Source organism: Pigmentiphaga sp. MLSB6-MA01, assembly GCF_058793475.1.
Genome location: NZ_JBXAFV010000007.1, coordinates 24,966 through 38,442 on the forward strand (window position 1 = coordinate 24,966; position 13,477 = coordinate 38,442).

General features: G+C 67.7%; 13 protein-coding genes. 7 read left to right on the forward strand and 6 right to left on the reverse strand.

What is annotated here, in order from left to right; genetic code table 11:
* Window positions 1-17: 17 nt before the first annotated feature.
* Together AC1Q6E_RS13205 and AC1Q6E_RS13210 are read left to right on the forward strand one after the other, a co-directional pair.
* On the forward strand, window positions 18-956 hold the full coding sequence (locus tag AC1Q6E_RS13205) for an alpha/beta fold hydrolase (protein WP_152793015.1): 939 nt from the start codon (window positions 18-20) through the stop codon (window positions 954-956).
* Window positions 949-2,304 (forward strand): amidase, encoded by a 1,356-nt coding sequence (locus AC1Q6E_RS13210; RefSeq protein WP_492572903.1) that lies wholly within the window; start codon window positions 949-951, stop codon window positions 2,302-2,304. Before AC1Q6E_RS13205 ends, AC1Q6E_RS13210 begins: the two co-directional genes overlap by 8 nt.
* 7 nt (window positions 2,305-2,311) lie before the next feature.
* Here the strand turns inward: AC1Q6E_RS13210 and AC1Q6E_RS13215 are convergent, their stop codons facing one another.
* Window positions 2,312-2,626, reverse strand: a complete 315-nt coding sequence (locus AC1Q6E_RS13215) for an Mpo1-like protein (protein ID WP_152793013.1) — start codon at window positions 2,624-2,626, stop codon at window positions 2,312-2,314.
* Window positions 2,627-2,805: 179 nt separating this feature from the next.
* On the opposite strand from AC1Q6E_RS13215, the gene AC1Q6E_RS13220 reads away from it, so the two are divergent.
* Both AC1Q6E_RS13220 and AC1Q6E_RS13225 read left to right on the forward strand, forming a co-directional pair.
* On the forward strand, window positions 2,806-4,512 hold the full coding sequence (locus AC1Q6E_RS13220) for a hypothetical protein (RefSeq protein WP_152793012.1): 1,707 nt from the start codon (window positions 2,806-2,808) through the stop codon (window positions 4,510-4,512).
* Window positions 4,512-5,093 (forward strand): hypothetical protein, encoded by a 582-nt coding sequence (locus tag AC1Q6E_RS13225; protein ID WP_492572904.1) that lies wholly within the window; start codon window positions 4,512-4,514, stop codon window positions 5,091-5,093. The genes AC1Q6E_RS13220 and AC1Q6E_RS13225 overlap by 1 nt, the downstream gene beginning before the upstream one ends.
* 79 nt (window positions 5,094-5,172) lie before the next feature.
* On the opposite strand, the gene AC1Q6E_RS13230 is transcribed toward AC1Q6E_RS13225, so the two are convergent.
* Together AC1Q6E_RS13230 and AC1Q6E_RS13235 are read right to left on the reverse strand one after the other, a co-directional pair.
* Window positions 5,173-6,156 (reverse strand): Bug family tripartite tricarboxylate transporter substrate binding protein, encoded by a 984-nt coding sequence (locus tag AC1Q6E_RS13230; RefSeq protein WP_152793011.1) that lies wholly within the window; start codon window positions 6,154-6,156, stop codon window positions 5,173-5,175.
* Window positions 6,157-6,191: 35 nt separating this feature from the next.
* Window positions 6,192-7,349 carry a hypothetical protein gene (locus AC1Q6E_RS13235; protein ID WP_296555175.1) on the reverse strand — a complete coding sequence of 386 codons (1,158 nt, stop codon included), beginning with the start codon at window positions 7,347-7,349 and terminating at the stop codon, window positions 6,192-6,194.
* Between the two features lie 158 nt (window positions 7,350-7,507).
* Here AC1Q6E_RS13235 and AC1Q6E_RS13240 point away from each other — a divergent pair, with 158 nt between their 5' ends.
* Both AC1Q6E_RS13240 and AC1Q6E_RS13245 read left to right on the forward strand, forming a co-directional pair.
* Window positions 7,508-8,224 (forward strand): GntR family transcriptional regulator, encoded by a 717-nt coding sequence (locus AC1Q6E_RS13240; protein ID WP_296555172.1) that lies wholly within the window; start codon window positions 7,508-7,510, stop codon window positions 8,222-8,224.
* A 59-nt stretch (window positions 8,225-8,283) separates the two neighbouring features.
* The gene (locus tag AC1Q6E_RS13245; protein WP_152793008.1) at window positions 8,284-8,553 is read left to right on the forward strand and encodes an oxidative damage protection protein; all 270 of its coding nucleotides are present in this window, start codon (window positions 8,284-8,286) and stop codon (window positions 8,551-8,553) included.
* Between the two features lie 21 nt (window positions 8,554-8,574).
* Here the strand turns inward: AC1Q6E_RS13245 and AC1Q6E_RS13250 are convergent, their stop codons facing one another.
* The 3 genes from AC1Q6E_RS13250 to rpiA all read right to left on the reverse strand — a co-directional run bounded on the left by AC1Q6E_RS13250 (window position 8,575) and on the right by rpiA (window position 12,133).
* Window positions 8,575-10,464, reverse strand: a complete 1,890-nt coding sequence (locus AC1Q6E_RS13250) for a hypothetical protein (RefSeq protein WP_492572905.1) — start codon at window positions 10,462-10,464, stop codon at window positions 8,575-8,577.
* A gap of 152 nt (window positions 10,465-10,616) precedes the next feature.
* A complete protein-coding gene (gene phoU, locus AC1Q6E_RS13255; RefSeq protein ID WP_152793006.1) occupies window positions 10,617-11,318 on the reverse strand; it encodes a phosphate signaling complex protein PhoU in 702 nt (233 codons plus the stop codon).
* Window positions 11,319-11,446: 128 nt separating this feature from the next.
* On the reverse strand, window positions 11,447-12,133 hold the full coding sequence (gene rpiA / locus AC1Q6E_RS13260; protein ID WP_152793005.1) for a ribose-5-phosphate isomerase RpiA: 687 nt from the start codon (window positions 12,131-12,133) through the stop codon (window positions 11,447-11,449).
* Window positions 12,134-12,251: 118 nt separating this feature from the next.
* Between rpiA and gltS the strand changes: the two genes are divergently transcribed.
* A complete protein-coding gene (gene gltS / locus AC1Q6E_RS13265; protein ID WP_492572906.1) occupies window positions 12,252-13,466 on the forward strand; it encodes a sodium/glutamate symporter in 1,215 nt (404 codons plus the stop codon).
* Window positions 13,467-13,477: the final 11 nt, after the last annotated feature.

Genomic DNA, 13,477 nt, shown 5'->3' on the forward strand with positions numbered 1-13,477 from the left:
GCGCCCAAGACGTATCCATGACCATCAAGATTGAGCCGCGCAGCGGCCGACTGGTGCGTGTGCGCACCACCCAGCATGTCGAACTGACGGGGTTCCTCGCGCCCGCCCCCGTGGCCGGGGCGCCCCTGCTGATCAGCCTGCATGGCCTGAGCGGCAACTTCGACACCAGTTTCACTTTCGACTTCCTGCAAAGCCCCGACCTGGCCGGCGTACACCTGCTGTCCATCGGGTGCAGCGGCCACGGAAACATCGCGATGTCGCGGGTCGGCACCACCCCGGCCTACAAATTGACCGGCTCCGCGTTCGAGTATTTCGACGATTGCATTCCCGACCTGGCCGCGTGGATGGATTTCGCCGCCGGGTCCCACGACGGCCCCATCGTCCTGATGGGACACTCGCTGGGCGCCTCGAAAATCCTGCGCTATGCCGCGGCGACCGGGGATACCCGCGTGCGAGGCCTGGTGCTGGCCTCAGCCGCCGACCTGCGCGGCGCTTTCTTCGCCCTGCATGGCGAGGAAAAGGCCGCGGCCTTCCTGGCCCAGGCCCGGCAATGGGTGGAAGCGGGCCAGGGCCGCGTGCTGATGGGAGAAGACTGTGTCCTGGGCCTGCTGCGGCAACGCATCTCGGCGCAGACGCTGCTGGACCGCTTCGAGGAAGGCCGGCCCGCCGACACTTTCGACTTCCACGGCCGCCGCTCGTCCCGGGCCTTCCAGGATCTCTCGGCCGTGACGGCGCCTATCCTGTCGCTATACGGCTCCGAGGGCGAGATCGTCGGCAGCGCCGGAGTCCGCGGCGCGATCGAACTGCTGCGCGGCCACGCGACATCCGCGGTATCGTTCTCGTCGGCGGTGCTCGGCGGCAACCACTGGTACGCGGGACACGAGATCGAGGCCGCCGCCGTCATCGCAGGCTGGCTGGGCCGCCACGTCCAGGATTCAAAGGAACACCATGACTGATGCACGGGGAATCGCCGCGCTGGCCGAGGGCTATGCCCAGGGCCGCCTGGACCCGGTGGACGTCGCGCGCCAGGCGCTGGACCAGGCGCGCGCCCCCGGCATGGATACGGTATTCATCTCGCTCATGGAAGCACGCGCCCTGGACGAGGCCCGCGCCAGCCAGGCGCGCTGGCGCGAGGGCCGGGCGCTGGGACCGCTGGACGGCGTGCCCCTGGCCTGGAAGGACCTGTTCGACATGGCGGGCACCGTCACCACCTGCGCGTCGGATACGCGCCGGCAGGCCTCGCCCGCGACGCTGGACGCGCCTTCCGTCCGCGCCCTGGCCGCCACCGGCATGGTCAGCGTGGGCAAGACCAACCTGAGCGAGTTCGCCTTCTCGGGCCTGGGCATCAACCTCCACTTCGGTACACCGCCCAATCCGCATGATGCCGGGGTCGCACGCATCCCTGGCGGCTCTTCGTCGGGATCAGCGGTGGCCGTCGCCCGGCAGATCGTCCCCTGCGCCATGGGCACCGACACCTCGGGCTCGATCCGGGTGCCGGCGGCCTTGAACGGACTGGTCGGCTGGAAGCCCAGTTCGGCCCGCTACGATCAGCGCGGTGTCTTTCCCCTGGCGCCGTCGCTCGACAGCATCGGCCCCCTGGTCCACGCCGTGGCCGACGCCTGCCTGATCGACGACGCCCTGCTGGGCCGCGCGCCCGTCCTGCGGACGCGCCCGGACCGCGCCGCCGGGCGGCTGGTGATTCCGTCCGGCATCGTGATGGGCGAACTCGAACCGGGCGTGGCCGCCGCATTCGAGACAGCCGCCGAACGCCTGGCGCGGCAAGGCTTCGCCATCGAGCACCGGACCGTCCCCATGCTGGACCTGACCCACCACCTGTTCGCCACGTTCGGCACGCTGGTCGGCGTCGAAGCGGTCCAGGTACACCGCGAACTGCTGGACAGCCCCGCGCTGGCCCGGGTCGATGCCCGCATCGTGCAGCGGCTGCGGCTGGGCCAGGCCATGCCCGCACAGAACCGGCAGGCCTTGCGCGACAACCGGCCGCGCCTGATCGCCGCGATGGCCGCGGCCTTGGCGCCCGACGAGGCGCTGCTGTTCCCGACCGTACCCATGGTCGCGCCGCCCATCGCGGCCCTGGATGCCGACCCGGCCTGGTTCGCGCAATGCAATGCGCGCGTGCTGCGCAACACCATGATAGGCAGCTATCTGGACATGCCCACGCTCGCCCTGCCCTGCGGCACCGACGGCGCGGGCCTGCCCGTCGGCCTGAGCCTGGCCATGGCGACCGGCCGCGATGAAGCCCTGCTGGCGCTCGGACTGGCCGTCGAGCATGGATTGACGGCCTGAAGCGCGCTCACCATTTCCGGCGGCCGGCCAGCGTATCGGCCAGCAGCCGGAAATCGCCCCGCAACGACCACCAGGGATAGGTGAATGTAGCGGGGCGGTTCTTTTCGAAGAAGAAGTGCCCCGTCCAGGCCAGGCCGTACCCACAAGCCAGCGCGGCCACCAGCAGCCAGGGCTGGCGCAGCCCGGCCGCCAGCACCACCAGGATCAGGGCCAGGCTCGTGCCCGCGACGTGCAGGCGCCGGGAAACGGGATGCGCGTGCTCCCGCAGGTAGAAGCCATAGAACTCGTCGAAAGTGCGATAGCGCCGCCCTGCTTCGTGCATGGCCCGCCCCTCCCGTGAATACCCATGATCGAATAGCGCCGTTCTTGCGTCACCGCAGGTATCATCTTGTGACCAGATACCAATTCCTTGGGGGAATCGCACTGATGAGAATATTCGCCGAAAAGGGGCAATCGAGCGCACCCTCGGCCCGGTCCGGAAATGACGGCACGCGCCAGGGCATGACGGCAATCGCCGTGATGCTATTGTCGGCCATCCTGGCCGCCTGCGGTAGCGGCAGCGGAGCCAAGCCAGAACCCGAGGCCGGAAAAGTTTCCGGCACCGTCACCTACGACTTCGTGCCGGCCGTCCAATCCCGGGGACTGGACTACGCCGCCACGCGTGCGCTGCCCGTGCGAGGCGCGGTGGTGGAAGCCTTCAGCACCGCCGAGATCCTGGGCAGCACCGTGACCGACGCCCAGGGCGGGTATTCCCTCGTGCTGCCTCCGGGGCGCGACGTCAAGATACGGGTGCAGGCACGGCTCTTGCGCGAAAGCAAGGAAGGCGCCTGGAGCGTGGCGATACGCGACAACACCGGGCCGGGCTATTCGGCGGTCCCCACCAACGCGCCCATCTATGCCATGGAAAGCGAGCCGCTTTCCGTGCCCCGGGACGGCATGGTCCTCGACCTGCACGCGGCATCCGGCTGGAGCGGCAGCAACACCGCGGGCAAGTACGCCGGCGCCCGCGCGGCCGCGCCGTTCTCGGTGCTCGACCAGGCCTACGGCGCCATGCAGCGCTTTCTGGCCATCGCGCCGGACCTGAACTTCCCCCACCTGAACATCTACTGGAGCGAGAACAACACACCGTCCGAAGGCGAGCCGAAGAACGGCGACATCGGCACCAGCCACTTCAATCCGGAAGGCCCCGCCCCCGGCCTCTACATCCTGGGCAAGGCGAACGTCGACACCGACGAGTACGACACCGGCGTGCTGGTCCACGAATGGGGCCACTACTTCGAGGGCCGGATCTCGCGCTCGGATTCCGTGGGCGGAGCCCATGGCGCAGGCGACAAGCTCGACATGCGCGTGGCCTGGGGCGAAGGCTGGGGCAACGGACTGGCCGGCATCGTGCGCAACGACCCCGTCTACGTCGATACTTCGGGCGCACGGCAGCAGGACAGCTTCTTCTTCGACGTCAGCGCCCCGCCCGCGCCGCCCAACGACGCCGCCTGGTACAACGAAGCGGCGATGCAGTATTTCATCTACCAACTCGCGCAGCAGCCCGGCGGTTTCGAGACGACGATCGCCATCCTGCGCAACGAGCAGAAGCTGACGCCGGCCTTCACCAGCATCTTCCCGTTCGGCACCGCGCTGGCCACGCGCCTGACCGACAGCACCGTGATCGGCAAGGTCAACACGCTGCTGACCTCGATCGGCACGCCCACGCTGGACGAACTGAATGACTGGGGCGGCCCCGCGTCCTATACCATTCCGACCGTGCCGGCCGAGGTCGCCAAGCCCTACGTCCGCTTCGATGCGCCCGTGGCGGGAGCCCCCGCCGCCACGCAGCAGATATGTGTATCCAACCTGCTGGGCGGGGAGTACAACAAGCTGGACCAAGGCCGCTTCCTGCGGCTCGAAGTGCCGGGCCCGGGCACCTACAGGCTGAGCGCGGCCCTCGTCTCGCCCCCGGCTCTCGTGACCAAGGCCCACATCTGGCTGTCCCGCCAGGGCGTCAAGATCCAGGAGGACGACGAAGCGGTCGAGAGCGCGCTCGAAGCCGGTACCTATACGGCGTTCCTGGTGGATACTGCCCTGAGCAACGGCGACGGCGATGACGACGAGGATGGCAGCTCCGCTCCCGCCCCCGGCCCCACGCCGGTCCCCGCCAACACCCGTGTCTGCTACCAGGTGAGTCTCGAACGTACTTCCGCAGGAGCCCTGTAATGCGCCCGCCTTTGAACCTTGCCACCGTGCGCGCCCGCGCGCCGCGCGCCGCCGCCCGCCTGGCCGTCCTGCTGGCGGCCGCCCTTCCCGTTCTTCCCGCCTGCGCCCATGAGGCCCGGCAGGCGCCCGCCGCGACGGCCTCGGCAACCAGCGCCAACGCCTTCGTGGCACGCCCCGGCAAACCCGGCGACGTCGTCGCCGTCTCGGTCCGCGCGCCGTCGGCGCCGCTGGCTGCCGGCCCCGCCTCCGTAGGCCTGTCGCTGCGCGGATCGCCGGGCGTGACCCAGGTGGAGCTGAAGTACGGCGTCGAAGGCGCGCTGCGCGTGGACGCGGTCTCGCCCACGGTCGTTCCGCTGGATGCCCAGCGGCGCGCCATCGTCGAGGTCCCCGTCACGGTGCTGGGCACGGGCGTGCACTATCTGAACGTGTACGTCACGGCCAACGGGCGGCACAGTGCCTTCTCGGTACGCCTGGACGCCGGCCAGGCCGCCACCTCGAACCGCAAGCAGTCCTCGCCCGACCAAGGCGGCTTCGTCGTGCTGCCGGCGCAGGAGACCCGCTCCGGCGGGACCGCGCGCTAAGCCCTGCCCCCGGGCGGCGCCTCCGCGCCGCCCATCCCGCGCGCCGGCCGGGCGCCATGCCCGGCCGGCCGCGCAACGCTCAATCCACCTGCACGCCCAGCATCTTCGCGATCTCGCCCTGGCGCCGGTATTCCTTGTGCACGAAATCGGCGAACTCGCGGCGGCTCATCGGCGAATTGATCGACCCACGCTCCTCCATGGAACGCTCGAACGCCGGATCGCCCAGCACGGCGTTCACCGCCTGGTGCAGGCGGTCCAGCCGCTCGGGCGGCGTCCCTTTCGGCACGAACAGGCCGTCCCAGGCGAACAGCTCATACCCGGGCACCCCGCTCTCGGCCAGCGTGGGCGCGTCCGGCAGCGTGGGAATGCGCTGCGGCGTCGACACGGCCAGCACCTTGATCTGCCTGCTTTTGGCCAGGGGCACCAGATACGGCGCGACGTCGATCATGAAGGAGACGCGGCCCGACCGCACGTCGGTCGATGCCGGCGCGCCGCCCTTGTAGGGCACGTGCGTGAGATCGATCTTCGCCATCTGCTGGAGCAGGCCACAGGCCATGTGCGACGCCGTGCCATTGCCCGCCGAGGCGCAAGTCAGTTCGCCCGGGTGCTTCTTCGCATAGCCGATCAGCTCTCGCGCGGAATTGAACGGCGACTCGGGGCTGACGAACATCACCATGGAAATGATCGAAAAGCGCGAGACCGGCTCGAAATCGTCCGGGGCGTAGCCCACCGACTTGTACAGCCAGTGGTTGGTCGCCATCGTGCCGTTCGTGCCGAACACCATCGTCTGTCCATCCGGGGTCGCGCGGGCCGCGGCGGCTGTGCCGATATTGCCTCCCGCCCCGGCCCGGTTGTCGATGATGATGGGCTGGCGCAACTGCTTTTCCATCTCCCGGGCATAGAGCCTGGCCAGCGTATCGCCCCCGCCGCCCGCGACGAAGGGCACCACCATGGTCAGCGGACGCTGGGGCCAGTCGGAAGCGGCGGCACCCGACACGGTCGCGGCCAGCAGGGCCAGGGTGCCGAGGATCCGGGCCGGCTTCCCGTTCTTGTTCACATGCATGCTTGTCTCCTGTTGTCTTTCTGAAACTGCCCCGGTCAATCCACCCCGGCCTCGAGCAACTCGACCGGATCGCCGTAGCGGGCCGCGATCCCGACCACCTCGGGGTCGCGCAGCGCGCACAGGAAACCTTGGTCGATCAGGGTATTGGCCCCCGCCGTGACGGTGGCGTCCAGGCAGACCAGGTCCATGTGCACGGGCGGCTCTTCCCAATCGGGCAGCACGCGGCGGATGTAGTCATTCGGTTTGGCCAGGTCGATGCCGAAATGCAGCGCGCCCGGCGCGTTCGAGCCGGCGGGATAGATGGTGTGGCGCGGCGCCTTGGGATTGAAACCGCAGCCGCCCCCTTCGATCATGCGGCCGCCCACCAGCATGTCGCGCAGGATGTCCGCTTCCCCGGAGCTGCCTTCGACCGCGCTGACGTACTCGCCCTCGAAACGCACGGCGATGCGCTCCTCGAAGGGCCGCGCGAAACCCACGGCCCACTGCGGATAGATCACGCCCGACATCGGCGTCTTGGCGGCGTGGTCGTTGCGCACCGCCGTCCGGTCCCACAGGTTGGGACCATGGGTGGGCAGGTAGTGCACGTAGCAGCCGGGCTCCTCGGCCGTCGTCACGCCGCGCCAGCGGTTCGACGACAACATGGTGTCGCGCGTTTGCGGCGTGAAGCCGATGCGGAAATCGGTCCCGCGCGCATCGGTGAAATGCAGGTCGAAATCCTCGCTGCTGGGATAACGGCCGGCCGTGGCCCGGCACAGTGCCCCGACGATCTCGCTCGGAAAGCGCGCCTGCGGCGTATGCAGCAGGTCGAGATTGCGGAAATAAGTGATCTTCACCCAACGCTGGCCCTGCTTGCGCAGCGCGATGCAGAACGGATCCTCGATCGAACAGAACCAGGTGGACACGACGAAGTCCGCCTGCTCCAGCAGGCCTTTCACGGGGTCCGGGACCACGGTCACGCGGGAGTCCGGCTCGGTATAGACGCGCACCTGGGCGCCCCGCGCCCTGGCCAGCCCCACCACCGCGTCGACGACCCGGGTATCGAGCAATTGATCCGTCAGCATCAGCACGCGTTCGCCCGGCCGGATGGCGAACACCCTGGCGAAGTTGTCCAGCGCCTGGAAAAAATGCTTGGTCTGCACGACGGAATCGGCCAGCGGAGGCGGCAGCCCGACGAAGGCAGAAGGTGGAATCATGTATTCCTCTTACTTAGAGCTATAATTAAATTGCATGCAAATTATTGGTTAATTTTATTTTTTATTCAATATTTATCTATTTTTGCATGCAAAAATAGATATTCAGGATATAGCGGTTACTATCACCGCACACAGGACAACAACGCTCGTCCCGGCAGATGGCCACTCAAATACATACGGTCGCAGGCGAACTGCGCCGACGCATCATGTCCGGCGCCTACCCGCCCGGCGAACGGCTGGTCGAGTTGCAACTCGCGGCGGACCTGGGCGTCTCGCGCACCCCCATCCGCCTCGCGTTCGAGGAACTGGTCAAGGAAGGCCTGCTGGAGCGGCTACCGACCCGTGGCTTCCGGGTCAAGGCCGTGGACCTCGCCGACCTCGCCAACGCCCTGGACGTGCGCGGCGCCCTGGAGGGCATGGCGGCGCGGCTGGTGGCCGAACAAGGCGCCCGGCCGGACGTGGCGCAAGCCCTGCGCGATTGCGTGGAAGAAGGCTGGCGCCTGCTGGAGGATGCGGCCGGCGACGGTTATCGCGTGGAAACGCCCCGGTGGTCCGCCATGAACGAGGCTTTCCACGCGGCGCTGGTCCAGGCCGCGGGCAACCCGCCGCTGGCCAGCGCGCTGGCGCACGTCTCGCAGATCCCCCTGGTGGGCGCGGCCGTCCTGGGCCTGGGCCTGGACGACACCATGCCACCGCCCGAGTACGCCTACATCCACCGCGCCCAGCAGGACCACGACGACATCGTCGCGGCGATCGAACTGGGGGAAGGGGCGCGCGCCGAAAGCCTGATGCGCGAGCACGTGCGTCGCAGCCGCGACAACAAGCGCCGCATCTACCAGCTCCGGATCGACGCCCTGCGCCGGACGGCCAGGTAAGGACATGGCGCGGCCGCTACAATAGCGCCATTGCAAACTATCGCGGAACAGGGGTGCACATGGCTCGCATGATCTATTGCGTCAAGCTGAAACAAGAGGCCGAAGGCCTGGATTTCCCGCCCTACCCGGGCGAACTCGGCACCAAGATCTGGCAAAGCATTTCCAAGCAGGCCTGGCAGGACTGGGTCCAGACCCAGACCCGCCTCGTCAACGAAAACCGCCTGAACCTGGCCGACGCCCGTGCCCGCAAGTACCTGCAACAGCAGATGCAGCGCTATCTGTTCGAAGACGGCAACGTCGAGGCCCAAGGCTACGTTCCTCCGAATTGAAGCGCCCTGGACGCCGACGCGTCACTCCGGCGGTGCGGGTGCCGCCGGCAGCCTTGCCGCCGCCTTCGCGCCCAGGTCTTCGAGCCCCGGGCCCAGGGCCGGGTAGCGCTTGGCCATGGGCGGCATCTGCTCGCGGAGCAGCCCGCACGCCGACGGTAACCGGTCCGCGTCCATCCGCCCGAACGCATCGCCCAGCCGTTCCAGCAACTGCCACGTATCGACTTGCGGCAAATCGAGGATTTCCCAAGGCTTGAATCGAGGCGACTCCAGCCAATCCTCGATCACGGCATGCGCCTTCGACGGGTCGATGGCGTCCAGCGCCATCACCCGTTGCGCGAATGCGCCGGCATGTTCCACCGATGACGGCGCGCTCAACCTTCTTGCCGCGCCGACGATGGCGGACAGCGTCGAAGGCCGGAGTTCCCAGCCCCTGCGCTCGCTCAGGCGGCCCAGGGACTTCAACTCGAACTCGACCGTGTTCCGGGCCTGCAAGGATGCCGTCGCCCCGCGCGCGGCCCGGCGCATCGGCGCGTTCAACAGCGGCGCCCGCGTGAGAACATTGGGTTCGCTCTCCCAGCGGTATCCGTCGGACCGCTTTTTGCGAAAAACCTCCTTCAAGGCATCCACCGAGACATCGAAGTACGCCAGGATGGTCTGGTCGGACCGCAGCTTCGCGGCCACCAGCGGAATGCTCGCCGCGGTTTGGGATACGTGGCTGCCGGAGGACGTATCGACGGTTCTCATCTCGCCGTTGCCCGGAAGGTCATAGGCGTCCGTGTCCAGCACCGGGATTCTCAGGTCCGCATCGCCTATCCAGCCATCCACGCGAATACGCGCCTCGTCGCCGTGGTACAGGTCGTAGGCATGCACCTTCCCCCAGCGTACCGCGATCACGTCGTCATCCTTGAGCTGCCCGCCGAACGCGCTGGCGACGGTCTGGGACATCTCGGCACAATAGAACGCGCCGCCCACCCAACTGCATGCCGCATAGGCGACAGCGAGCGCCTGGTCGACGGCCGCCGGTTCGCTCACGCCGCGCCGGCGGAACGTTTCCAGGAAATCCGGGGGCCAGCATTCGCCCATTGCCTTGCGCACGGGTTCCGGCGCGTGCTCTTTGCAGATCCTGGCTCCGTAGGCAGAGGAGTCCGGCAACAGGGCCCGGACCATCTTGCGCGCCAGGTCGCGCTGCGCCAAGCCCCGGACCTGCGCCTCGTAGTCGGTCCGCTCGATGTCTTGTCCGACGTTGGCCGCGCCGAACCGGGTCTTTTCGTCGCCAAGCACGCTCTCCAGGACATGGGTCGCCCGTTGCAGGGCCGCCAAGGTTTCCTCGTCGCGGATGGGATGGCCTGTCAACGCCCGGAGATACTCATACGCGGCCAGGGAAAAATTCCTGGGGACGAGGCGCTCCCCCGGGGACGCACTCTTGCCGATGGCTCGGGCCAGGCTCTCCCGTTCGCGTCTTTCATCCTGCCGTCGATCGGCCGAGGGGGACGGCGCCTGGCCTTGCGCCGCCGCGATCTCGAACTCGACACGAAAACCTTCACCGGACGTCTCGCCCGCCATCCATTCCAATTCATGCAACCGATTGGTCCGCAGCGTCAGGCCAGGATGGGCCGCACGGCCGCGCGGCGCACAGGTGAACGTCCAGCCTTCCTTGTCCACCTTGGGCGTGACGTCATAGGCCTGGTCATCGCTCAGCCGGCCCAGCCATTCGAGTATCAAGGCGTCCGGCGGCCCCGCCTCGGTACCGGAAAGCTTGCGCGGAGGGATCCTGACCGTGACCGGGCCGTGCTGGCGCGGAACCAGGGAAAGGCGAAACGCCTGGCGCAAGTCCCGCGGCAGCCCCGCCTCTCCCGTGAAAGCGGGACAAACAGGCATGGGGTCGGGCAGGGACGTCCTGGATATGAACACGGGTCGAAAATCCTCGCGTCTCGTTCAATAAGAATGGGGGCGGCTCGATACCGGGACCCGGAAAAGGTCCACGGATATGAGTCGCCCCCGAACGATGCAAGGTTCCAGCGCCCGCAAACGCCAAGGCCGGCGTCCTCGGGCAGCCGTCGCGATCACCCCGCCGCGGCTTCCCGCTCGACGTTGTCGACGCCCGTGTGGCGCACGTCGCGCCCCTTCACCATGTAGACCACGAGTTCGCACATGTTCTTGGCATGGTCGCCGATGCGCTCCAGCGCCTTGGCGATGAACAGCAGTTCGATGGAACGCGAGATCTTGCGCGGATCCTCGATCATGTAAGTGATCAACTGGCGGATCACGCCCTGCCACTCCGAGTCCACGGACTTGTCCTGCCGGACCACCTGCGCCGCGGCCTGCGCGTCCAGGCGGGCGAAGGCGTCCAGGGCCTTGCGGAGCATCGTGACCACGGTATTGGCCATGTGCCAGAGCTCGACCGCGGGCATGTTGATGCGTCCGGCCTCATGGATGAGCTTGGCCATGCGGGCGATCTTCTCGGCCTCGTCGCCGGCGCGCTCCATGTCGGTGATCATCTTGATGACCGTGATCATCATGCGCAGGTCGCCGGCGGCGGGCTGGCGGCGGGCCAGGATGTGGCTACATGCCTCGTCCAGTTCCACCTCGAAGCGGTTGACCTCGGTATCGCGCACGATCACGCGCTCCAGGGCCGCGAGATCGCCGTTGGCCAAGCCATCGATGGCACCGGTGATCTGGGATTCGACCAGGCCTCCCATCTGCAGGAAGCGCGACCGGACCTCTTCGAGTTCGGCGTCGTATTGTTTGTGGGTATGTTCAGTCATGCCGGCTCCCAGCGGAAGAACAATGGGCCTGGCCGTTTGTGCCCCGGCCGCATGGGCAATGCATCGCACAGTTTATGAACATCATGTGACAGGAATATGTCTTCGACGTTCGCCGCGCGGACAAGTAGCTAGGCGTGGCGCGGCTTGTCGAGCCGGCGCACGCCGGACTGGGTGGCCAGCAGGGCCACGTCCGCGCCGCGCAGTGCGAACAGGCCGCAGGTCACCACGCCGGGCAGGTCGTTGACCACCTTTTCCAGGCCCTGGGCCTCGGCGATCTGCATGCCATGCACGTCCAGGATGACATTGCCGTTGTCGGTGACGAAACCCTCGCGCAGCCTGGGCTGCCCGCCCAGGAGCCGTAGCGCGCGGGCCACCGCCTCGCGGGCCATGGGAATCACCTCGACCGGCAGCGGAAAGGCCCCCAGCCGCTCGACCAGCTTGGATTCGTCGGCAATGCAGATGAAGCGCTCGGCCACCGAGGCGACGATTTTCTCGCGGGTCAACGCGCCGCCGCCTCCCTTGATCATGTGCAGGTGGTCGTCGATCTCATCCGCGCCGTCGACGTAGATGGGCATGAAAGCCACGTCGTTCAGGTCGAATACCGGTAGCCCGTGGCCGGCCAGGCGCGCCGCGCTGCGCTCGGAACTGGCGACCGTGCCATGGATGCGCCCCTTGTAGGCGGCCAGCCCGTCGATGAACAGGTCGGCCGTCGACCCCGTGCCGACGCCGATGACCACGCCGGGCGCCGCCACCTCGGCGACGAAGGCAAGCGCCGCATCGGCGGCCTGCTGTTTCAGTTCCTGTTGAGAAAGCATAATAGGTGGTGCAAAGACAGTGCTGAAGGTTGCCAGCAGACACTTTAGCACTTGGACGCGCGAACGCCACCGGCGTTCCGGCCACCGCGCGGATATCGCGCGCAATCAAGGGGCACGCATGCTGATAGAAATAGACGCCACCACCTCTCTCCTGGTCGCCATCGTGGTGCTGCTGATCGGGCGCTGGCTGATTGGCCGGATCCCGCCGCTGCAGCGGTACAACATCCCCGAGCCGGTGGTGGGCGGGATGCTGGCGGCCATCGCCATCACGGTGGCCAAGGTCACCGCCGGCACCGAACTCTCCTTCGACATGGCGCTGCAAACGCCCTTCATGCTGGCCTTCTTCGCCACCGTCGGCCTGAGCGCCGACGTCAGGACGCTGGTCCGCGGCGGACGGGGGGTGATCCTGTTCCTGATCGCCATCGCCATCATGCTCCTGCTGCAGAACGCCATCGGCCTGGCGGGCGCCCTCAGCATGGACCTGCATCCGCTCAACGGACTGCTGGCCGGATCGATCACGATGCTGGGCGGCCACGGTACCGGCGCGGCCTATGCCTCCCAGTTCTCCGACGTCGACAACCTGCAGGGCGCCATGGAGCTGGCCATGGCCTGCGCGACGTTCGGCCTGGTACTGGGCGGCATCATCGGCGGCCCGGTCGCGCAGCGGCTGATCACGCGCCACGGACTGACGCCGGGCGCCGGCGCCGCGGCGTCGGCAGGCGAAGCCTCCGCCGCCGCGGCGCCGGAAACCTCCCGCCCGCTGACGACGCTACTCTTTCTCGAAACCCTCCTGCTGATCACGGCCTGCGTCGTGGCCGGCGACACGCTGGGGGAACTCATGAAAGGCAAGCTGCTGACCCTCCCGCCCTTCGTCTGGACCCTCTTCACCGGCGTCGTCCTGCGCAACGTGCTGGGCCTGGCGCGCATCCGCGAAGTCGACGACGGCGCCGTGCAATTGTTCGGCGGCGTCGCGCTGTCGCTGTTCCTGACCATGGCGCTGATCTCGCTGCGGCTGTGGGAACTGGTGTCGCTGGCGTTGCCCATCCTGGCCATCCTGGCGATACAGACGACCTTCGTCGCGGTCTACACCAGCCTGGTCACCTTCCGCATCATGGGCGGCAACTACGACGCGGCGGTGCTGGCCGCGGGCGCCTGCGGCATCGGCCTGGGCGCCACGCCCACCGCCATCGCCAATATGCAGGCGGTCACCAACAAATACGGCCCCTCCCCCCAAGCCTTCCTGATACTGCCCATCGTCGGCGCGTTCCTGATCGACATCACCAACGCGCTGGTCATCCAGGGCTATCTCAGCCTGCCCCTTTTCGGCTTCTGACAGCGAGCGCA